Raw genomic sequence first — 20818 nt, 5'->3', positions numbered from 1 at the left:
TAACAAAAAAGACATGTTATAAAAATAGAATTGTTTCATGGTCGCTTTAATATTTGTAGGATAACACTTGCTTTGTAAATGTATTGGCAATAATTGCATAGCCGTTATCATTTGGGTGTACTTGGTCAAATAATAACTCTTTTTTATCATTCGATATTAATTTGCGAATTGGTAAAACGATAGATGGTTGATTTGCTTTGGAAATGGAATAAACAGATTCATTCCAGCCATCTAAAAACATATCTGCATAACTTGCGATGGAGTCATCGAGTTGTAACGGGTTATAGAGTTCTGAGAGAATGAGTAAAGCATCCGGATTTTGATCTCGAACTGTCTTTACAATACTTTTTATATCCGCTTCAAAATGGGCTTTTTCTTTATTTAACATTTTTATACCATCTATAACACCGACATCACGATTTAAACGAAATAAATTATTTCCTCCAATATTAATTGTAATTATATTTGCTGCTCTAATTTTTTCCTTTACATCTTCTGATTGAACTTTTTTAGCGAGACGATCTGTTGTAAGACCGTTTACCCCAAGGTTTTCTACTGTAATTGGTTTATGAATTTGTGCTTCTATTTGCTTAGAAGCTAATTCAGCAAACCCACCTTGTGTCGATCCATATCCTTTAGCGAGTGAATCACCTAATACAAGATGATAAAAAGATTCGTTTGTTTGCTTATCAATCCAATTTGGGGCAGATGTTTTTTCTGTTTTTTCTTCAGATTCATTTTGTTTTGTCTCGTCGTTCTTTTCAAAATAAGAATAAGAAATGATCAGAAGGAGGAGACAAACAATTGTTAAGATGACTTTTTTCATAAATTCATCCTCCTTGTAATTGGTAATTGTATCATATTCAGCAGTATTAGCAATGTAAGGGCATATTATATGTTTATGAAAAGTTTATAATAACTTTACAGAAAATTTGTTGAAGTTTGTCAAAAAATATTGACGATAGGAAAGAACTTTATATATGATAATGTCAGATAAGGTGAAACTTTAATGAGTGGGAGCTTTATTTCCTATTAATTGTTAGTCTTCATCAATCGGGCGTTTAAGGGGACTACTCGTTAGCGCAGGGTGAAATGAAAATTGTGTCTCTAATAGAAGAAAAAAGGTATGTGGTTAGAGACAGATAGGGATTCATTTCATTATTTCTGGTAATTGTATAAGGGGGATTTTTTGTGAAAAAGTCAAAAAAAATGCTAGCTGGAGCAACTCTTGCGATTGGTGTTATAGCACCGCAAGTAATGCCAACAACAGCTCATGCAGATGAGAACACTGGGGAGAGTACAGTTAACTTACGAATTCTAGAAACATCAGATATTCACGTTAACTTAATGAATTACGATTATTATCAAACGAAAACAGATAATAAAGTAGGTCTCGTGCAAACTGCAACACTCGTTAATAAAGCACGTGAAGAAGCGAAAAACTCTGTCCTATTTGATGATGGAGATGCATTACAAGGGACACCGCTTGGAGATTATGTAGCAAATAAAATAAAAGATCCGAAGAATCCTGTGGATCCTAGTTATACACATCCATTATATCGTGTAATGAATTTAATGAAGTATGACGTCATCTCTCTTGGGAATCATGAATTTAACTACGGCTTAGATTATTTAAACAAAGTGATTGAAAAAACGGATTTCCCGGTTATTAACTCGAATGTATATAAAGATGACCATGATGATAAGGAAGAGAACGATGAAAATTATTTTAAACCATATCATATTTTAAAGAAAGAAGTAGTGGATGAAGCAGGCCAAAAACAAATAGTAAAAATTGGTGTAATAGGATTTGTCCCACCTCAAGTTATGAACTGGGATAAGGCAAATTTAGAAGGAAAAGTAAAAGCGAAAGATATTGTCAAAACAGCGAATAAATTAGTACCGAAACTGAAAAATGAGGAACATGCAGATATTGTCGTTGCACTAGCGCATTCAGGTGTTGATAAGAGTGGATACAACGAAGGAATGGAAAATGCATCATATCATTTAGCAACACAAGTTCCTGGCGTAGATGCAGTATTAATGGGACATTCACATACTGAAGTGAAGGATGTATTTAATGGTGTTCCAGTTGTAATGCCTGGTGTTTTTGGTAGTAACTTAGGTATTATTGATATGCAATTGAAAAAGGTAAACGGAAAATGGGAAGTACAAAAAGATCAATCTAAGCCACAACTTCGCCCGATTGCTAATAGTAAAGGTACCCCATTAGTAGAATCTGATCAAAAATTAGTTAATGAAATTAAAGATGAGCATCAAGCGACAATCGACTATGTAAATACACCTGTAGGTGAAACGAAAGCACCAATTAATAGTTATTTTTCATTAGTACAAGATGATCCTTCCGTACAAATTGTGACAAATGCGCAAAAATGGTATGTAGAACAAGAACTTAAAAAACCAGAGTACGAAAAGATTAAAGATATTCCGGTTTTATCTGCAGGCGCACCATTTAAAGCAGGTGGCCGAAACGGTGCTACATATTATACGGATATTCCAGCTGGAACGTTAGCAATTAAAAACGTTGCAGATTTATACGTGTATCCAAATACGTTATATGCTGTAAAAGTAAATGGGGCACAAGTGAAAGAATGGCTTGAAATGTCTGCAGGTCAGTTTAATACAATTGATCCAAAGAAAACAGAAGAACAGCCATTAGTAAATATAGGCTATCCTACATATAACTTCGATATTTTAGATGGCTTAAAATACGAAATTGATGTAACACAACCGGCGAAATACGATAAAGATGGAAAAGTTGTAAATGCAAATACGAATCGTATTGTAAATATGACATATGAAGGTAAGCCAGTAGCTGATGATCAAGAGTTCATCGTCGCTACAAATAACTATCGTGGAAGTAGTCAAACGTTCCCAGGTGTAAGTAAAGGGGAGGTTGTATACCAATCACAAGATGAAACACGTCAAATCATTGTGAAGTATATGCAAAAAATAAAAAATATTGATCCAGCAGCTGATCAAAATTGGACGTTTAAACCGATTGTTGCAGATAAATTAAATACAACATTTGATTCTTCACCAAATGCACAAAAGTATATAAAGAAAGATGGGAACATATCATATGTTGGACCATCTGAAAATGAATTTGCTAAATATGCAATTGATATAACGAAGAAAAATGATGATAAAGAAACTGGTGAAGGAAATCCAACGACACCGCCAACAGGTGGGGGAGAAAATCCAACAACACCGCCAACAGAAGAAGGTAATAATGGTAATGAACCAAAACAAGATGGAAACAATACTGGATCTGGACAAACTACAACAGATGATCAAAATACAAAAGAAACAACAACAACTGTAAGTGAAAATAAAGAAGCTGAAAAAGATGAACGTGATTTACCGAAAACAGGTGCAAGTATTGCTTCTACAATTGGAGCGGGTCTTGCGTTTGTTGGAGCGGGATTACTTATGTTATTTAGAAGAAAGAAAGCGAATAGATAGTCGAGAAATATAAAAAGGATTACCGATTTGGTAATCCTTTTTGTTATATTATGAAACTGGTACTGCTTTTTCTTTTTTCCATGAAAGACCGAATCCAGTAAAGCCGACGATAATGGTTACGACTGGACATGCTAAACAGAAGATTGCGTATGGCAGGTAATCGAATGTTGGAACGCTAAGAACGTTTGTTAAGAATACGCCACTTACACCCCATGGTACGAGTGGATTAATTACTGTACCAGCATCTTCTAATACTCGTGATAAATTACGACGTTCTAAACCGACTTCATCGTATTTATTAGCAAATGCTTGTCCTGTTAAAACGATGGATAAGTACTGCTCACCGAGTAAGAAGTTTACACCAATTGCAGTTGAAGCAGTAGAAATAATTAAGCGTGTACTAGTTTTTACGAAGCTAGAGATAATATTCATCAGCTGCGCTATAATACCCATTCCTTGTAATAATCCTCCCATACAAAGAGCTAGGAAAATAAGAGCAATTGACATCATCATACTTTGCAGGCCACCGCGAGATAATAAGCTGTCAATGTCTTTGATACCAGTTTTAGAAACGTAACCGTCTTGCATAATTTTTATTAAATCAGCTAAAGAAGTGCTAGGTTTAAAAATAAAGAGAATAATAATCCCTACCACAATTCCTGCAAGTAATGTTGGAACTGCGGGTACCTTTTTAAATGCGAATAGGAACAGTAATAAAATAGGAATCAGTGTAACGATAGAAATCGTTGCATTTTTTTCTAGTGTGTTAATAAATGCTGAGAAATCAACGTTTCCACCAGATCCGCTTCCTAAAATGAAAAATGCGATAAAAGCAATAATGAAAGCTGGCACTGTTGTCCAAAGCATGTTACGAATATGTTCAAATAAATCTACACCTGTTACAGCAGGCGCTAAGTTTGTTGTATCAGATAAAGGAGACATTTTATCTCCGAAGAATGCACCAGAAATAATTGCACCAGCAATAAGAGCTGGATCGTATCCAAGGGCAGTACCCATTCCCATAAAGGCAAGTCCTACAGTTGCAGCAGTTGTAAATGCACTACCGATACTCGTTCCAACAATTGCACAAACAACAAAAACAGTTGGAACGAAAATTTTTGGAGATACAAGTTGGAAGCCGTATACCATTAAAGTGGGAATAGTTCCAGCTGCGATCCAAACGCTAATTAATACGCCTACAAGTAAGAAAATAAATATAGATGGAATGCCAGCTGAAATACTACTAATCATCCCTTTCTCCATAGTAGACCAAGAGATTTTCTTCAAGAATCCAAATGCTAATAAAAGAACGATACCAAATAAAATTGGGATGTGTGGTGAAACTTCTAATTGAATAACACTAAAACCAATACAGAAAAAGATAAAAATTGTTAAAAGAACAGACTCAATTTTTGAAACCATTGTTTTCCCCTCCTAAGTAATGTGAAATAGCTCTTTTTTATATAAAATTCGCCAATATTGTATATTTCCTTCTAAAATTTAGAATTTTGTGACAAATTACCGGTAATTGTTAGTCCTTCTATATGATACGGAAATGATTGGATAAAAAAACGTCCCTGCATATAATTATGCAGGGACGAAGAAATCGCGGTACCACCCTAGCTTGTGAAATGAATGTATCACAAAATAAAGGGTCATATGATATGCGCTTATAAAATAAAAACGCCCCTGCAATATATGCAGGGACGAAAAATTCGCGGTACCACCCTAAATTGTGAAACAGTTTCGTTTCACCACTCTTTAGACATAACGGTCTATAACCGTCTTTCACTACTCCTTACGTTTCGTAAAAGAAGCTCCAGGGGGTAATTCATAATTCGCTCTGTACTGGTTCGCACCGACCACCAGCTCTCTGAAATCAGAAATCGAAATACTACTAAATCCTATCAACGCCGATTCATATGATGTTAGTTAAATTTTTATCATATATTCATCATACATGTCAATAAAAATATGTGATATTTTTTTAGGGAAATAAAGGAGATAGGTTTTAACACTAAAAAATGTGCGTTATAATGAATTTGAAAGGGGAGGAAAGAGTGAAGAAAAAAATAATTCTTTTTACCACCTTACTAGTCATTGGCGGAAGTGCTGGCATTTACACAGCTTTTGCAGCTGAATCAGAGCAAGCGAAGCAAAAGCAAGTACAGCAGTCAGAAGTGAAGAAAGCGAAAGAAGCGGAAGAGAAGAAGTCGATGGAGAAAGCAGCTACGAAACTAGGGGTTTCTAGTGATGGAAAAACAAAAGAAGAAATTACGAAAGAAGTAAATAAGGCTAGATTTGAGCAGCGTCATGATTTATTAATTGAGCATGCGAAGCAGCTTGGAATTAATACAGAGGGAAAAAAAGATGAAGAAATTATTTTAGAAATTGGAAAGATACAGCATGGAAAGTAGAACAACTTATCGTATGATAAGTTGTTCTTTTTTAAGAACTATTTGATTTTAAAATAATTGACAGTCATTCAGATTTAATGTTAACTTTATTTGTAAACAAGTTAACATTAGGGGTGACAATTGTGACAATAAATAGTAAAACGATTGAAAAATCATCTTATACATATGAAGAATTAGCAGAGAAAAATAAAGCTTACGTATGGCACCCATTTACACAAATGAAAGATTATTTAGAAGAAGATCCTGTCATTATTGAACGTGGAGAGGGAAGAAAGCTATACGATGTAAATGGTAATGAATATTGGGATGGTGTTTCATCTATATGGTTAAATGTTCACGGACATCAAGTACCGGAATTAGATGAAGCAATTCGTGAGCAATTAAATAAAATTGCTCATTCTACTATGCTAGGACTTGCTAACGTTCCATCTATTTTATTAGCAGAAAAAATTATTGAGGTTGTACCAGATGGATTGAAGAAGGTATTCTATTCTGATTCAGGTTCTACCGCTGTTGAAATTGCAATTAAGATGGCTTTCCAATATTGGCAGCATAAAGGGAAACCAAAGAAACAAAGATTCGTTACATTAAAAGAAGCATATCACGGTGATACAATTGGAGCTGTTTCAGTAGGAGCAATAGACTTGTTTCACCAAGTGTATAGTTCGCTCTTATTTGATGCGATTAAAATGCCGTATCCATATACATATCGTTCTCCTTACGGAAATAATAAGGAGGAAATTGTAAAAAGCCATTTAGAAGAAATGGAAGAATTGTTGAAAGAAAAGCATGAAGAAGTAGCTGCCATCATTGTAGAGCCATTAATGCAAGGTGCTGGCGGGATGATTACAATGCCAAAAGGATATTTAAAAGGACTGCGCGATTTATGTACTAAGTACAATGTATTATTTATTACAGATGAGGTAGCAACTGGATTTGGGCGTACAGGGAAAATGTTTGCTTGTGAACATGAAAATGTGACGCCAGACATTTTAACTGCTGGGAAAGGTTTAACAGGTGGATATTTACCAATTGCAGTTACGGTAACGACAGATGAAATATATAATGCCTTCTTAGGAGAATATGAAGAACAAAAAACATTTTTCCATGGACATAGCTACACAGGCAATCCGTTAGGGTGTGCCGTAGCAATCGCGAATCTAGAACTATATGAAAAAACAAATTTAATAGAAGAAGTGGCACGTAAAACGGATTATGTGGCAGCGCAATTAGAAAAGCTCTTTGCTTATAAACATGTAGGTGATATTCGTCAGTGCGGATTAATGGTTGGTATTGAGCTTGTGAAGAATAAGGAAACGAAAGAAGCGTTTGACTGGACAGAGAGAGTCGGTGTTCAAGTATGTAAACGCTCAAGAGAGCTGGGTATGATTTTACGACCGCTAGGTAACACGATTGTATTTATGCCGCCACTTGCTTCTACTTTTGAAGAGATTGATGATATGTTACGCATTTTATATAAGGCAATCTCGGATGTTACGGAGGGAGAATAATGAGTGGTTTTTTCATAACAGCAACTGATACTGAAGTTGGAAAAACAGTAGTTGCAGGTGCTATAGCAGGTGTATTTAGAGAATTAGGATATAACGTAGGGGTATATAAACCGTTGCAAAGTGGGCATGTTGCATCAAACCCTGAGGGAGATGCGGCAAGGTTAAAATCATTATCAGGTGTACCGACACAAGAAAATGAAATTTGCCCTTATTCTATTGAAGAACCACTTGCTCCGAGACTTGCCATGAAAAGAGCTGGAAGAGTAGTAAAGTTAAAAGAAATTACTGATTACTATAATGGACTATTAAAAGAGTTTAATAGCTTATTTGTAGAAGGAGCAGGTGGGCTTGCTGTCCCATATACAGAAGATGCTTTAGTAATTGATTTTGCAAAAGAATTACAGTTGCCTCTTATTGTAGTAGCTCGTCCTACATTAGGAACAGTAAATCATACAGTGTTAACGATTGCTTACGCAAAGGCGCATGGCTTAACCGTAGCGGGTGTCATTTTATCAGGTTGCAAAGAATGTGAAATGGAAAGAGTGCAAGAAAATAAAGAGATGATTGAAGAGCTGAGCGGGGTACCAGTTTTAGGATTATTACCATTCTTTGCAGGTGAGTTTACGAAAGAAGAAGTATTAGAATCTGCAAAAGAACATATTATGATTTCAAAATTAGAGGAGTTTATCCAAAATGAATCAAACGTGGCGGGCGCACCTTCAATGTAAATTACAACAATTACATGAGCAAGGGCAGTATCGTGATTTGCATGTAACAGAGAAGGCAGAAGAGACTTGGCTTATTCGAGATAAAAAAAGGATGTTAAATTTAGCGTCAAATAATTATTTAGGGTTAGCTGGAGATGAAAGGTTAAAAGAAGCTGCTATTGCCTGTACAAAAAGATATGGAACTGGAGCGACTGCCTCTCGTCTCGTTGTAGGAAATCATCTATTATATGAAGAGGTTGAGAGAAGCATATGTGACTGGAAAGGTACTGAAAGAGCTTTAATTGTAAATAGTGGGTATACGGCAAATATAGGTGCCATATCTTCTTTAGCCTCTCGGCACGATATTGTTTTTAGTGATAAGTTAAATCACGCAAGTATTGTTGATGGAATCATATTAAGCGGGGCAGAGCATAAAAGGTATCGTCATAATGATTTGGATCATTTAGAGAAGTTGTTGAAAATGGCTTCGCCTGAAAAAAGGAAATTAATCGTAACAGATACCGTTTTTAGTATGGACGGTGATACTGCGTATTTGAGAGATTTAGTACAGCTGAAAGAGAAATACGGGGCAATCATTATAGTCGATGAAGCACATGCGAGTGGAATATATGGAATCGGCGGAGCTGGGTTATCTCATATAGAAAAAAATCTTTCTCAAAAAATTGATATACATATGGGGACGTTTAGCAAGGCTTTAGGGTGTTATGGTGCGTATTTGACAGGTGATGAAATTTATATAGAGTATTTACAAAATATGATGAGAAGCTTTATTTTTACTACAGCCTTACCACCAAGTACGTTAGGAGCAGTGCAAAAAGCAATTGAAATTGTAAAAGAAGATAACGAAAGAAGAGAGAACCTTATAGCAAACGGAGAATACTTCAGAACTAAATTAAGGGATGCTGGTTTTGATATTGGAAATAGTTCAACTCATATTGTACCGATTGTAGTCGGTTCAAATGAACATGCTTTACGGTTTAGTAAAAGGTTGCAAGGGGCAGGGATTGCGGCTATTGCAATTCGTCCGCCAACTGTGCCGGTTCATAGTTCTCGAATTCGCTTTGCAGTTACATCGCAACATACAATAGCTGATTTAAAATGGGCTATTGACCGAATTATCCACATTGCGAAAGAAGAGGAGCTTTTCGTATGAATGAGCTAAAGATTATTTTTATCCCCGGATGGGGAATGGAAGAGAATATTTGGGATTTAGTACTTCCGTATTTTAAAGGATATTCTGTTCAATGCATAGATTGGCGTAATGTGAAAGAACGAAGTGAATTTGCGGAACGAATTATAGATGTAGCGCATAATGACAACGTAATATTGGTTGGATGGTCACTAGGAGCGTTAGCAGCAGTTGAAGCTTATAAAAAGATTCAGGCAAAAGGCATCGTATTAATTGGTGGTACTGCTAAATTTACAAATACGAGCGATTACAGTAACGGATGGAATGCTTTGCATGTAGAACGGCTGAAAAGGAATTTGGCGAGAAGGAAAGAAGATACGCTCAAGCGGTTTTATGAAAATATGTTTACGAAAGATGAGCTAAAAGAGAATAAAAACTTTGAAGACATTGTAGACCGTTTTAAAGGTGATTCTATTCAGTCTTTACAACTAGGTTTAGATTATTTAATAGAAACAGATATGAGAGAAGAACTAAAAGAAATTAAAGTACCTATACTACTTATTCACGGAGAACAGGATGTAATATGCCCATTGTCTGCGGCACGTAGTATGACGGAAAATAGCAGCAGCGAGCTGAAAGTAGTAAGTGAAGCAGGGCATGCATTATGTGTGACGAATTTTGAATATTGCGCAAATGAAATAATTCAATTTGTAGAGGGGATACGACATGATCAACAAAACGTTACTACAAAAACGGTTTAATGGGGCAGCCGTATCTTACGATCGATATGCAAATGTACAAAAAAAGATGGCACATTCATTACTTTCAATCTTAAAGGAACGATATAGTGAAACGGCATCAATACGTATTTTAGAACTAGGATGCGGGACGGGGTATGTAACAGAGCAATTATCAAAGTTATTTCCGAAATCACATATTACAGCAGTTGATTTTGCTGAAAGTATGATTGCGATTGCGCAAACTAGACAAAATGTAAAAAATGTAACGTTTCACTGTGAAGATATTGAGCGATTACGATTAGAAGAATCATATGATGTCATTATTTCAAATGCTACATTTCAATGGTTAAATAATTTACAACAAGTGTTAAGAAATTTATTTCAACATTTGTCTATAGATGGGATATTACTCTTTTCAACGTTTGGACATGAAACATTTCAAGAATTGCATGCTTCGTTCCAACGTGCGAAAGAAGAAAGAAATATAAAAAATGAAACATCGATTGGTCAACGTTTTTATTCAAAAGATCAGTTGCTTCATATATGTAAGATAGAAACAGGAGATGTGCATGTTTCTGAAACATGTTACATAGAGAGTTTTACAGAAGTTAAGGAGTTTCTGCATTCTATTCGAAAAGTAGGAGCAACTAATAGCAATGAAGGATCATATTGTCAAAGTCCCTCACTCTTTCGTGCGATGCTACGCATATACGAAAGAGACTTCACGGGAAATGAAGGGATAATGGCAACGTATCATGCTTTATTTATACATATAACAAAAGAGGGGAAGAGATGAAATGAAACAAGTACAAACAAAAAGGGATTGGAAAAAACTTGCATACGACGTAGTGGAAGAGAAAATGATTACGAAAGAAGATGCAATAGCGATATTAGAAGCTGATGATACAGAAGTTTTAGAAATTATGAATGCAGCTTACATTATTCGCCATCATCACTTTGGTAAGAAAGTAAAATTGAATATGATTATTAATACGAAATCTGGATTATGTCCTGAAGATTGTGGATATTGCTCACAGTCTATTATTTCAGAAGCACCGATTGATAAATATGCATGGTTAACGCAGGAGAAGATTGTAGAAGGGGCACATGAAGCAATACGCCGTAAAGCAGGTACATATTGTATTGTAGCGTCTGGTCGTCGTCCGACGGATAAAGAGGTAAATCACGTAATTGGAGCAGTTAAGGAAATTCGTGAAACGACAGACTTGAAGATTTGTTGTTGTTTAGGTTTCTTAAATGAAGATCAAGCAGGACGTTTAGCGGAAGCAGGCGTGCACCGTTATAACCACAACTTAAATACACATGCAAATAATTACGATAGTATTTGTTCAACTCATACGTATGATGATCGTGTTGATACAGTTCAAAAAGCAAAACAAGCGGGCATTTCCCCATGCTCTGGAGCGATTTTTGGCATGGGAGAAACAATTGAAGAGCGTGCTGAAATTGCATTTGAATTACAACGTATAGATGCAGATTCTATCCCTTGTAATTTCCTTGTTGCTGTAAAGGGGACACCTCTTGAAGGGCAAAAAGAGTTAACGCCAGTAGAATGTTTAAAAGTACTGGCAATGATGCGTTTTGTAAACCCGACAAAAGAAATTCGTATTTCAGGAGGACGTGAAATCAATTTACGTTCTGTACAGCCAATCGGTTTATTTGCAGCGAATTCTATTTTTGTCGGGGACTACTTAACGACAGCTGGACAAGAGCCGACTGCAGACTGGGGTATGATTGCAGATTTAGGATTTGAGATTGAAGAGTGTGCATTATAAGATAGATGAAAAAGCAAACTTGTAAAAGGGTTTGCTTTTTTTGTAAATAAAATGTAATAAATAGTTGTGAACGCCTGTTACTATTGGTTTTTGAACGAAAAAAAGAATTTTTGTGGACGAATTTTCCAAGCCCTAGTTGTACATAGTAAATATGTAATTTATATTGGGTTGGAGGATTTTACATGTACAAATACATATTAGCGATTATGACTTGTTTAATTTTAATAAAAGCAATAAGTTCTGATCCAGTTAAGGCTGCTGAAAATCCTGAACAAAAAGAGATGCAACAAAGAATCGAACAACACTTTCGAACGAAAGCTGAACATTTTGGATTGAAAACGGAAGGAAAAGATTTAAAGGAAGTTAGAAAAGAAATTACTATTATAGAAGAAGCGAAAAAAAGAGAGAATGTATGGAGAACAGCACAAGCTCTTCATATAAAAACAGAAGGAAAAACGATGAATGAATTAATAAAAGATGTACAAAAAAAGGTGAAAAAATAAAAAGAGGCCGTAGCCTCTTTTTTTATGCCCATTGTTTTGATAAGTGAGCCATTTCAATTGCAGCAACAGCTGATTCATATCCTTTATTACCAGCTTTCGTACCTGCGCGTTCAATCGCTTGTTCAATTGTTTCTGTCGTTAATACGCCGAAAATAACTGGGATGTCCATTTGTAGTGATAAAGACGCAACACCTTTTGCTACTTCATTACAAACGTAATCGTAGTGAGTTGTAGCACCTCGGATTACAGTACCTAATGTAATAACAGCATCATACTTTCCGCTACTAGCCATCTTTTTAGCGATTAAAGGAATTTCAAATGCACCAGGAACCCAAGCAACATCAATATCACTTTCTTCTACACCGTGACGCTTTAATCCGTCTAAAGCGCCGCCAAGTAACTTACTTGTAATAAATTCGTTAAAACGTCCAACAACAACTCCAACTTTTAATCCTGTACCAACTAAATGACCTTCGAATACCATAATAAATCTCTCCTTTAATTATAAGTTTAGTAAGTGTCCTAATTTGTTTACTTTCGTTTGTAAATACGATTTATTCTCTTCTTTTGCTGGCATTTGCAACGGTACACGCTCGATTACTTCTAAATCGTAACCTTGTAAGCCAGCAATTTTTCTTGGGTTATTCGTTAATAATCGTAAACTCTGTAAACCTAAATCTTTTAATATTTGAGCACCGATACCGTAATCACGAAGATCAGCAGGGAAGCCGAGTTTTTCATTTGCTTCTACAGTATCGAATCCTTCTTCTTGTAATTTATAAGCACGAAGCTTATTAAGAAGCCCAATGCCTCTTCCTTCTTGCCTCATATAAAGAAGAACACCTTTTCCTTCACGCTCAATTTGAGCAAGTGCTGCATGGAGTTGTGGTCCGCAATCGCAGCGATGTGAACCGAATACATCTCCTGTTAAGCATTCAGAATGAACACGCACAAGTACCGGTTCACCTGTTGAAATATCACCTTTTACAAGTGCGATATGTTCTTTCGTATCTAATGAGTTAGAATAGCCAATTGCGTGGAAAGTACCGAAATCTGTAGGTAATGTAATTTCCACTTCTCTCGTCACAAGTGTTTCATGATGGCGGCGGTAAGCAATTAAATCTTCTATTGTAATCATTTTTATATCAAATTGTTTTGCGCATTCTATTAAATCAGGTACACGTGCCATCGTGCCGTCCTCATTTATAATCTCGCAAATAACTCCAGCTGGTTCGGCACCGCATAGCTTTGCTAAATCAACAGCAGCTTCTGTATGACCTGCACGACGCAGGACACCGCCTTCTTTCGCAATTAATGGAAAGATATGTCCAGGTCGATTGAAATCAGCGCCTTTTGATGCGGGGTTTAACAATTCTTGTATCGTAGTTGCACGTTCGTGAGCGCTAATCCCTGTTGTTGTAGAGACATGGTCAATGCTCACTGTAAACGCAGTATGATGTGAATCTGTATTATGAGATACCATTGGTTCTAATTGTAGACGTTCTGCGTACCCTTCCGTAATCGGTACACAAACGAGACCACGGCCATGTGTAATCATAAAATTAATTGTTTCTGGTGTAATGTACTCTGCTAAAGCAATAAAATCGCCTTCATTTTCTCGGTTTTCATCATCACATACGATAACGACTTTACCTTTTTTTAAATCTTCTAGAGCTTCTTCAATACGATGAAACATTGTGCTTCCCCCTTATAGAAATCCGTTTTCTTGTAAAAAGCTTTCGGTCATTGAACCTACTCGTTTTGTAGGTTTAGTAATAAAGCGTTCGATATATTTACCAATCATGTCACACTCAATGTTTACGATATCTCCGGCATTTTTTTCTCCAATGACAGATTCGCTTACTGTGTGCGGGATGAGTGAAATCGTTATGGAAGATTCGTCTATATCAAATATCGTTAAACTCGTTCCATCAACAGCAATGGACCCTTTCTGCAAACAATAGCGCAGCAGGTCATCAGAAATTGCTATTTTGTAATAGACGGCATTGTAATGTTGTTTTTTATTTAAAATCGTTCCGATTCCATCAATATGTCCTGAAACGAAATGTCCACCGAATCGTCCGTTTGCAGCCATTGCTCGCTCTAAATTTACTTTAGAGTGCGGTTTAAGCATGCGAAGTGATGTCGACTGCATCGTTTCAGGCATTGCATCAACTGTAAATGAAGTAGTTGTAAAGTTTGTTACAGTTAAGCAAATACCGTTAACCGCGATACTATCACCTAAGTGAACATCTGATAAAATTTTCTTTGCATGAATCGTTAATTTCATCGCTTCTCCGCTTTGTTGCATGTTTGCTATCGTTCCTAATTCTTCTACAATTCCTGTAAACATTTCGTCACCTCGTTTCGGGCATTCGCAACGATTTTTATATCATCACCAATTTGTTTCATCTCTTGAATTTTCAAGGAAAGCGCATCTTGTAATTTTGAAAAACCATTTCCTCCAAATAAAGTAGGAGCATCTTTCCCACCAATTAATTTCGGGCTTATATAGGTTACAATTTCATTAAAATTGTTTGTTTTTAAGAAACTTGCATGAATCGATTGGCCACCTTCAACGAATAGAGAAAGAATTTGTTTCTCTCCAAGAAAGGAAAGAAGGTCCTCGATTTCTATATGCTTCGTTTCCATTTGGAATATAGCTATATTTTTAGATTCATAAGAAGATATCTTCTCTTTCTTTACATCCTTACCGACAATAATCCATGTCGGTGCTAAACCATCTGTTATAACATGAGAAGATGGTGGCGTTCGTAAATGGGTATCTAAAACAACGCGAATAGGATGTTTCCCACCATTTGGAATTCTTGTTGTTAAATGAGGATTATCAGCTATAACTGTATTCACTCCAACAAGAATTGCATCATGTGTATGGCGATATTGGTGAACATCAGCACGTGCTTCTTCACCTGTAATCCACTTACTTTCACCAGTTACAGTTGCTGTTTTTCCATCTAAGCTCATCGCTGTTTTGATTGTTACAAAAGGGCGCTTCGTTTTCATGTAGTGAAAAAAGTAGCGATTTAATAAAACTGCTTCTGCTTCAAGAACACCGGTAGTTACTTCAATTCTAGCTTCCTCTAATCTTCTTTTTCCGTTACCAGAAACGAGCGGATTACAATCGAGAGTAGCAATTACAACACGCTTAACTCCTTTTTCGATGAGCAATTCACAACAAGGTGGTGTTTTTCCAAAGTGGCTACACGGTTCCAGTGTTACATAAACGGTAGCGTCTTTGGCGTTCTGACCAGCCATTTGAAGGGCATGAACTTCTGCGTGTTCTTCACCAGCTCGTAAATGAGCCCCCATACCAACGATGTTTCCATCTTTTACAACAACAGCACCAACCATAGGATTTGGACTTGTTTGTCCTGATGTCCCTTCTGCTAACTGCAGGGCAATCCTCATATATTCTTGATCTGTCATTTTCTTCACCTCTCCTAAAAAAATCAAAAAACCCCAAGGATTTAATATCCTTGGGGTTTGGGAGACGTGATTTCTAGAAATATAGTTTGAATACGAAAGCATAGGAAAGAAACCTAACGATAATTGATATTTCTGCATAAGGAAAAAACCTAGCAAAATATCGAATTTTTAAACGCTAGTTGTCTCTTTTTATTTCAGTATAAAAAATAAGTATAGAAAATTAAACATATATAAAGAATCAAAATGAATCTTTAAAAATATGCATACTGAAATAAAAGTGTATTCACTATATAAAAAACTAGAAACATATCCTTCTCCCATCCAGACTATACTGTCGGCCCTAGAGTTTCACTAGATCCACCGTTTTCGAGTTGAAAACGGGTCACGGACTTAGAAGTTTTCACTTCATCACCGCCGGTTGGGAATTTCACCCGACCCCGAAGGATGCTGTTTGCTCAAATTATAGCACAAAAAAAATAAAAGGCTAGTAAAAAATATTCGAATGTGAAGAATTGTGTGAAAATATATGCAGGCTGGAATGGAAATAAAAGTATTAGAAATGTTGTAAGGAGAAGGGATATAACGGAGTTGCTAAAAAGAAAAAACATGCACAAAAAAATGTGCATGTCACATGTAAAATTATTCTGCCTCTGGTGCTCTAACAACAGACTCGAATTTACCTTTATGCGAAGCGTCGCAATAAGGCATATTTTTTGATAAACCACAACGGCATAAAGAAAATGCCGGTTTTGCTGGGAATACATTCCCTTGTGAGTCGACTAATTCCACGTCCCCTGTAACGCGAAAAGAGCCATTATCATTTACTTTAATTTGTACTTTTGCCAACGTTATCCCTCCTTCCCAAACGCTTAATTTCATCATATAATCAAGGGAAGTGCTTGACAATATAAAAAGAGCACTTTGTTTGAGAAAGAAGAGAGTGTTATAATAGTTTTCATAACTGACTAGAGTAAGGTGACGAGAGATGGATAAACAATTACATACATTACGAAACATTGCAAATGAGCGCACGTGGGCATCATTTTTGAATGATAATCATCCATATAGTTTGTTACATTGGTCCATTGCAGGTGTAGGGCAAGAGGCAAAGGATGTTTGGTTACTTCAAGATGAAGTAACATTTCAAACGACAGAATTCCCAACGTTAGATGATGCAATGCAATGGATTTCTGAAAATATGGAACAAGTTACAGACGTTTTAGCGCAATAAAAAACAGGCTTATGCAAGCCTGTTTTTTGTTTCTTTCACATATGTGTTTAAAAATTGATCGACGGCTGCTTCGTACTCTTCTTTATTTTCGTTATAAGAGCAAGCGTGTGCACCGTGTTCTGCAATATAAAGCTGCTTATTATTTTCTTTCGCTTCATATAACGCTTTTGTCATATCAGCTAAAATATAGTCGTCATCTTTACTATGAATAAAGAGAACGGGATTGTTAATGTTTTTTATACAGTCGATTGGTGAAACTTCACGAATTGTATAACCGTCACGAACTTTTAAAAATGCGTTTGCTAAAGGTAATAAAGGCCATTTTGGTAGATGGAATTCAACCTTTAAACGGTGCTGTAATTGTCCGTGAAAATCAGAGAAAGGACAATCTGCAATATAGAAATCAGCACCATCTTCTACAAGTCCTGCGTATTGAAGAAGTGTTGCAGCTCCCATAGATTCACCATGAATACCAAGTGTAATATTGGTGCCAAAACGGTTTTTTAGCCAGTCAACTACGGATTTTAAATCATGTTTTTCATAGTATCCATAGCTTGTTGTTTTTCCGCCAGTTTTACCATGACGACGATGATCGTAAATGAGGACGTTATATCCCCTTTTTAAGAATAAGTTTGCATATTTTACAGAGTTTATTTTATTTACAGTTACACCGTGGCAAAAAACCATAAACTTATTGGTGGAATGACCAGCAGGAATGTAATATCCGTGAAGGTCGTATCCGAATTGTGAAGGGATATGAATTTCTTCTTTATGAAGAGCATCAAAATCCTCTATACGAAAATGTTTTTTCGTTTCTCTTTCGAGTACTTCTTCCTCTGTTTTTTTCTTTAAGTACATCACTTTATTTGTAAAGAAAATCCCAAGGGCAGTTATTGCACCTAGTATAGTAAACAATGCTGCAAAAAAACGTTTCATACTTTACCTCATCCTCCAAATACCGTTACATGTGATACACTTATATTGTATCACAATGATATAAAAGGGGAGAAATAGGAAATGCTGCATATACAAAAAATTACGCCAGCGATGAAAGAAACAATCCGAATGTTCATGTGTGAGAACTGGGGAAGTTCATTGATGGTTTCACGTGGTAAGGGACATCAGTTAGAAGAGTTGCCAGGATTTGTTGCGCTCTCAGATGACAGAATAATCGGAATTATAACGTATGAAGTGACCGGAAATATATGCGAAATTGTATCGCTAGATAGCTTTGAAGAAAGAAAAGGAATAGGGACGAAACTTGTGGATTGTGTATTACAAGTTGCAGAAGAAGAACGGTGCAGACAGGTTTGGCTTATTACAACAAATGATAATATGAATGCGTTACGATTTTACCAAAAGCGCAATTTTGTAATGACTAATTTATATGTGAATGCGGTAGAGGAGGCACGAAAAATAAAGAAAGAAATTCCACGTATGGGATATGATAATATCCCAATTTTACATGAAATTCAGTTGGAGTATCGTTTAGTGAAATGATGTAACAATTTTCAGAAATGTGAGTTATTAATCTTGACGGATAGTGTAATTTAGGTTACCGTAAAATTGTAATCTATTACCATATTAAGGGGTGACGATGTGGCAACTATACGTGATGTTGCAAAATTGGCAGGTGTTTCAGTCGCAACCGTTTCACGAGTTATTAATGAAAAAGGATACGTTCATGAGGACACAGTAAAACAAGTAAAGGAAGCAATTGAAGAATTACGTTATAGGCCAAACAGTGCAGCGAAGCCACTATTTAAAGAGAATTCAACGATAATTGCATTACTTGTAGATAATTTATGTAACCAATCAAACATCACTTTGCTACATTGTATTGAGGAAATAGCATATAAAGAAGGCTATCAAATCATTATTTGTAATATAGAGAATAAAGATAGATACATACATATGCTGAAGCAAAATAACATTGCAGGTGTTATTTTGACGAGAGCAGTTTTTAAAAGTGTAGGAGAAATTCCATTTCCGTTTGTTGTGATCGATGAGCAACAATCACATGGAAATTATTATGAAAGTGGACAGAGAGCTGTTTCTTTATTAAAAGAGAAAGGGTGTCATTTTCTTGCATATTTCGGTGAGGGAGAAGAAAGTGAAGAAATGGAAGATCATATAGCAGGGTTTTTAGACGCTGTTTGGGATGAAGGAATCTCTTATCGAGAAGAATGTGTACAAGGGTATACAAATAAACAATTTATTACATTATTGCAAAACAATCCGTATATAGATGGAATTGTAGCCTCAAGTGATCAGATTGCTATTGAGTTAATTCGGTCAGCGAGATTTCTAAATATACATATACCAGATAAATTAAAAATTGTTGGACCGAATGGGAGTATAGAGTGTGAATGGATAGGTTCATCACTACCGACAATTGAAAGCTATGTCAAAGATAACGGAAAAGTAGCTTTTCAACAATTAAAAGGAAAAATAAAAAAGTAAAAGGTGCGTTTTATACGCACCTTTTTATAATGTAATTGCGGCAATAAAGCCAAATATAAGTAACGGTATATTGTAATGTAGAAAAGTGGGTACACATGTATCCCATATATGATGGTGCTGACCATCAGCATTTAAACCGGATGTTGGTCCAAGGGTACTATCCGATGCTGGAGATCCTGCGTCACCTAGTGCTCCGGCTGTACCGATAATTGCAATTGTGGCCATTGGACTAAATCCAAGCTGAATGCAAAGAGGTACAAAAATGGTTGTTAAGATAGGGATGGTTGAAAAGGATGAACCAATTCCCATCGTAACGAGAAGTCCAATAACGAGCATAAGAAATGCAGCGAGTGGTTTGTTATTTCCAATTATATGTGCACTCGTTTGCACCAGAGATTCAACATGTCCTGTTTTTCGAAGAACAGCGCCGAATCCAGCGGCAGCAATCATAACAAAGCCAATAAAGGACATCATACGCATTCCGCTTGTTAATATCGCATCTGCTTCTTTAAGTGGTAGACTGCCACTAACTGATAAGACGATAATACCTGCTAAAGCACCGAAAATCATTGATTCTGTTGTTAATTGAACAGTTAATGTAGCAATGATAGATAATAACCCGAAAGTAATGCTACGTTTTGTATAGGGAACGATTTCATTTTCGGTAGTATGAATTTGTTCTGTTTCATACGTACGAGGTTTTCGGTACGTAATGAATACCGCTACACATAATCCAATAATCATACCAATTGCTGGAATAGTCATTGCTTTTGGAATAAGTGTGACATCAAATGTAAGGCCGCTTTGCGCAGCGTTGGTTTGTAATACGTCATGATAAATTTTTCCGAATCCTGCAGGGATCCACATATAAGGAGTAATCAATCCAAATGTAATAATACATGTGACAAGTCTGCGATCCACTTTCAGCTCATTTAATACTTTTAAAAGTGCTGGAATTAAGATGGGGATGAAAGCAATGTGAACAGGAATCACATTTTGTGAGAAACAAGCCATCGTTAAAATAATGAATAAAATAAGTATTTTAGAATAAACTTGTTTTTTCGTGTCTTGTTCATGGCCAATCCATTTTAATGCAGTTTGAATCATAGCATCTGGAAGTCCTGTTTTGGAAAGGGAAATAGCGAAACCACCAAGCATTGCATAACTTAAAGCGATTGGAGCACTGTTTCCAAGACCAGTTGTAAAAGTGTTAATCGTTTCTGAAATACCGAGTCCGCCGATAAGTCCGCCTGTTAAAGCTCCAACAATGATGGCGACAATGACCTGGACACGTAACAAACTAAGCAATAGCATAATTGCTACTGCGACGAGTACAGCGTTCATAATAAATGTAATCTCCCTAAATT

Annotated in this window: 21 protein-coding genes, 1 riboswitch and 1 other annotated feature; of the genes, 12 read left to right on the top strand and 9 right to left on the bottom strand. The window is 36.1% G+C overall.

Features of this window, described 5'->3' with window-relative positions; genetic code table 11:
* Positions 1-46 precede the first annotated feature (46 nt).
* A complete protein-coding gene (locus tag NST90_RS19445) occupies positions 47-826 on the bottom strand; it encodes a GDSL-type esterase/lipase family protein (protein WP_000755850.1) in 780 nt (259 codons plus the stop codon).
* A gap of 365 nt (positions 827-1191) precedes the next feature.
* Here NST90_RS19445 and cpdB point away from each other — a divergent pair, with 365 nt between their 5' ends.
* On the top strand, positions 1192-3486 hold the full coding sequence (cpdB, locus tag NST90_RS19440; RefSeq protein ID WP_046392986.1) for a bifunctional 2',3'-cyclic-nucleotide 2'-phosphodiesterase/3'-nucleotidase: 2295 nt from the start codon (positions 1192-1194) through the stop codon (positions 3484-3486).
* 48 nt (positions 3487-3534) lie between these two features.
* Here cpdB and nhaC read toward each other — a convergent pair whose 3' ends face one another.
* Positions 3535-4908 carry a Na+/H+ antiporter NhaC gene (gene nhaC, locus NST90_RS19435; RefSeq protein WP_000253730.1) on the bottom strand — a complete coding sequence of 458 codons (1374 nt, stop codon included), beginning with the start codon at positions 4906-4908 and terminating at the stop codon, positions 3535-3537.
* A gap of 277 nt (positions 4909-5185) precedes the next feature.
* Positions 5186-5406: a binding site (T-box leader), on the bottom strand.
* A gap of 140 nt (positions 5407-5546) precedes the next feature.
* On the opposite strand from nhaC, the gene NST90_RS19430 reads away from it, so the two are divergent.
* The 8 genes from NST90_RS19430 (at position 5547) to NST90_RS19395 (ending at position 12310) form a co-directional block, all read left to right on the top strand.
* A complete protein-coding gene (locus tag NST90_RS19430; RefSeq protein ID WP_000726896.1) occupies positions 5547-5903 on the top strand; it encodes a hypothetical protein in 357 nt (118 codons plus the stop codon).
* Between the two features lie 77 nt (positions 5904-5980).
* Positions 5981-7414 (top strand): adenosylmethionine--8-amino-7-oxononanoate transaminase, encoded by a 1434-nt coding sequence (gene bioA, locus NST90_RS19425; protein ID WP_044307303.1) that lies wholly within the window; start codon positions 5981-5983, stop codon positions 7412-7414.
* Positions 7414-8142, top strand: coding sequence for a dethiobiotin synthase (bioD, locus tag NST90_RS19420; protein WP_000012476.1), 729 nt, complete (start codon positions 7414-7416; stop codon positions 8140-8142). The genes bioA and bioD overlap by 1 nt, the downstream gene beginning before the upstream one ends.
* Positions 8108-9295 (top strand): 8-amino-7-oxononanoate synthase, encoded by a 1188-nt coding sequence (bioF, locus tag NST90_RS19415; RefSeq protein WP_001077286.1) that lies wholly within the window; start codon positions 8108-8110, stop codon positions 9293-9295. Before bioD ends, bioF begins: the two co-directional genes overlap by 35 nt.
* Positions 9292-10032, top strand: a complete 741-nt coding sequence (locus NST90_RS19410) for an alpha/beta hydrolase (RefSeq protein WP_001004172.1) — start codon at positions 9292-9294, stop codon at positions 10030-10032. Before bioF ends, NST90_RS19410 begins: the two co-directional genes overlap by 4 nt.
* On the top strand, positions 9998-10807 hold the full coding sequence (gene bioC / locus NST90_RS19405) for a malonyl-ACP O-methyltransferase BioC (RefSeq protein WP_000608914.1): 810 nt from the start codon (positions 9998-10000) through the stop codon (positions 10805-10807). Before NST90_RS19410 ends, bioC begins: the two co-directional genes overlap by 35 nt.
* 1 nt (position 10808) lies before the next feature.
* Positions 10809-11807: a biotin synthase gene (gene bioB / locus NST90_RS19400; protein ID WP_000815856.1), complete on the top strand. Its 999-nt coding sequence runs from the start codon at positions 10809-10811 to the stop codon at positions 11805-11807.
* 182 nt (positions 11808-11989) lie between these two features.
* The gene (locus NST90_RS19395; RefSeq protein ID WP_000280032.1) at positions 11990-12310 is read left to right on the top strand and encodes a hypothetical protein; all 321 of its coding nucleotides are present in this window, start codon (positions 11990-11992) and stop codon (positions 12308-12310) included.
* 22 nt (positions 12311-12332) lie between these two features.
* Here the strand turns inward: NST90_RS19395 and ribH are convergent, their stop codons facing one another.
* The 5 genes from ribH to NST90_RS19370 form a co-directional block, all read right to left on the bottom strand.
* Positions 12333-12794 carry a 6,7-dimethyl-8-ribityllumazine synthase gene (gene ribH / locus NST90_RS19390; RefSeq protein WP_000230899.1) on the bottom strand — a complete coding sequence of 154 codons (462 nt, stop codon included), beginning with the start codon at positions 12792-12794 and terminating at the stop codon, positions 12333-12335.
* An 18-nt stretch (positions 12795-12812) separates the two neighbouring features.
* Complete coding sequence (gene ribBA, locus NST90_RS19385) at positions 12813-14006, bottom strand: bifunctional 3,4-dihydroxy-2-butanone 4-phosphate synthase/GTP cyclohydrolase II (RefSeq protein WP_000468975.1); 1194 nt, start codon at positions 14004-14006, stop codon at positions 12813-12815.
* A gap of 12 nt (positions 14007-14018) precedes the next feature.
* A complete protein-coding gene (gene ribE, locus NST90_RS19380) occupies positions 14019-14663 on the bottom strand; it encodes a riboflavin synthase subunit alpha (RefSeq protein ID WP_000493900.1) in 645 nt (214 codons plus the stop codon).
* The gene (ribD, locus tag NST90_RS19375) at positions 14645-15757 is read right to left on the bottom strand and encodes a bifunctional diaminohydroxyphosphoribosylaminopyrimidine deaminase/5-amino-6-(5-phosphoribosylamino)uracil reductase RibD (protein ID WP_000131988.1); all 1113 of its coding nucleotides are present in this window, start codon (positions 15755-15757) and stop codon (positions 14645-14647) included. The genes ribE and ribD overlap by 19 nt, the downstream gene beginning before the upstream one ends.
* 305 nt (positions 15758-16062) lie before the next feature.
* Positions 16063-16206: riboswitch (FMN riboswitch) on the bottom strand.
* A 190-nt stretch (positions 16207-16396) separates the two neighbouring features.
* Positions 16397-16603 (bottom strand): CDGSH iron-sulfur domain-containing protein, encoded by a 207-nt coding sequence (locus tag NST90_RS19370; RefSeq protein ID WP_001151582.1) that lies wholly within the window; start codon positions 16601-16603, stop codon positions 16397-16399.
* Between the two features lie 139 nt (positions 16604-16742).
* Between NST90_RS19370 and NST90_RS19365 the strand changes: the two genes are divergently transcribed.
* Positions 16743-16988 carry a DUF2552 family protein gene (locus NST90_RS19365; protein WP_000360793.1) on the top strand — a complete coding sequence of 82 codons (246 nt, stop codon included), beginning with the start codon at positions 16743-16745 and terminating at the stop codon, positions 16986-16988.
* A 9-nt stretch (positions 16989-16997) separates the two neighbouring features.
* Here NST90_RS19365 and NST90_RS19360 read toward each other — a convergent pair whose 3' ends face one another.
* On the bottom strand, positions 16998-17924 hold the full coding sequence (locus tag NST90_RS19360) for an alpha/beta hydrolase (RefSeq protein ID WP_000819234.1): 927 nt from the start codon (positions 17922-17924) through the stop codon (positions 16998-17000).
* An 81-nt stretch (positions 17925-18005) separates the two neighbouring features.
* Between NST90_RS19360 and NST90_RS19355 the strand changes: the two genes are divergently transcribed.
* Both NST90_RS19355 and NST90_RS19350 read left to right on the top strand, forming a co-directional pair.
* Complete coding sequence (locus tag NST90_RS19355; protein ID WP_000902435.1) at positions 18006-18488, top strand: GNAT family N-acetyltransferase; 483 nt, start codon at positions 18006-18008, stop codon at positions 18486-18488.
* Positions 18489-18587: 99 nt separating this feature from the next.
* Entirely contained in the window at positions 18588-19451 is an 864-nt protein-coding gene (locus tag NST90_RS19350; RefSeq protein ID WP_000201346.1) for a LacI family DNA-binding transcriptional regulator, read from the top strand.
* A 24-nt stretch (positions 19452-19475) separates the two neighbouring features.
* Here the strand turns inward: NST90_RS19350 and NST90_RS19345 are convergent, their stop codons facing one another.
* Positions 19476-20795 carry a Na+/H+ antiporter family protein gene (locus tag NST90_RS19345; protein ID WP_025709122.1) on the bottom strand — a complete coding sequence of 440 codons (1320 nt, stop codon included), beginning with the start codon at positions 20793-20795 and terminating at the stop codon, positions 19476-19478.
* Positions 20796-20818 lie beyond the last annotated feature (23 nt).

It is taken from the genome of Bacillus sp. FSL E2-8900 (assembly GCF_037966225.1).
GTDB classification, from domain to species: domain Bacteria; phylum Bacillota; class Bacilli; order Bacillales; family Bacillaceae_G; genus Bacillus_A; species Bacillus_A cereus.
This window is presented reverse-complemented; position numbering and strand designations above follow the sequence as displayed.

Excerpts from the sequence above, each read along its gene's own strand:
- ribH (WP_000230899.1), bottom strand. The coding sequence starts at position 12,794 with ATGGTATTCGAAGGTCATTTAGTTGGTACAGGATTAAAAGTTGGAGTT.
- NST90_RS19365 (WP_000360793.1), top strand. The coding sequence starts at position 16,743 with ATGGATAAACAATTACATACATTACGAAACATTGCAAATGAGCGCACG.
- NST90_RS19410 (WP_001004172.1), top strand. The coding sequence starts at position 9,292 with ATGAATGAGCTAAAGATTATTTTTATCCCCGGATGGGGAATGGAAGAG.
- ribBA (WP_000468975.1), bottom strand. The coding sequence starts at position 14,006 with ATGTTTCATCGTATTGAAGAAGCTCTAGAAGATTTAAAAAAAGGTAAA.
- bioB (WP_000815856.1), top strand. The coding sequence starts at position 10,809 with ATGAAACAAGTACAAACAAAAAGGGATTGGAAAAAACTTGCATACGAC.
- bioA (WP_044307303.1), top strand. The coding sequence starts at position 5,981 with ATGTTAACTTTATTTGTAAACAAGTTAACATTAGGGGTGACAATTGTG.
- bioD (WP_000012476.1), top strand. The coding sequence starts at position 7,414 with ATGAGTGGTTTTTTCATAACAGCAACTGATACTGAAGTTGGAAAAACA.
- bioC (WP_000608914.1), top strand. The coding sequence starts at position 9,998 with ATGATCAACAAAACGTTACTACAAAAACGGTTTAATGGGGCAGCCGTA.
- NST90_RS19395 (WP_000280032.1), top strand. The coding sequence starts at position 11,990 with ATGTACAAATACATATTAGCGATTATGACTTGTTTAATTTTAATAAAA.
- NST90_RS19360 (WP_000819234.1), bottom strand. The coding sequence starts at position 17,924 with ATGAAACGTTTTTTTGCAGCATTGTTTACTATACTAGGTGCAATAACT.
- NST90_RS19355 (WP_000902435.1), top strand. The coding sequence starts at position 18,006 with ATGCTGCATATACAAAAAATTACGCCAGCGATGAAAGAAACAATCCGA.
- NST90_RS19445 (WP_000755850.1), bottom strand. The coding sequence starts at position 826 with ATGAAAAAAGTCATCTTAACAATTGTTTGTCTCCTCCTTCTGATCATT.
- bioF (WP_001077286.1), top strand. The coding sequence starts at position 8,108 with ATGAATCAAACGTGGCGGGCGCACCTTCAATGTAAATTACAACAATTA.
- ribD (WP_000131988.1), bottom strand. The coding sequence starts at position 15,757 with ATGACAGATCAAGAATATATGAGGATTGCCCTGCAGTTAGCAGAAGGG.
- ribE (WP_000493900.1), bottom strand. The coding sequence starts at position 14,663 with ATGTTTACAGGAATTGTAGAAGAATTAGGAACGATAGCAAACATGCAA.
- nhaC (WP_000253730.1), bottom strand. The coding sequence starts at position 4,908 with ATGGTTTCAAAAATTGAGTCTGTTCTTTTAACAATTTTTATCTTTTTC.
- NST90_RS19345 (WP_025709122.1), bottom strand. The coding sequence starts at position 20,795 with ATGAACGCTGTACTCGTCGCAGTAGCAATTATGCTATTGCTTAGTTTG.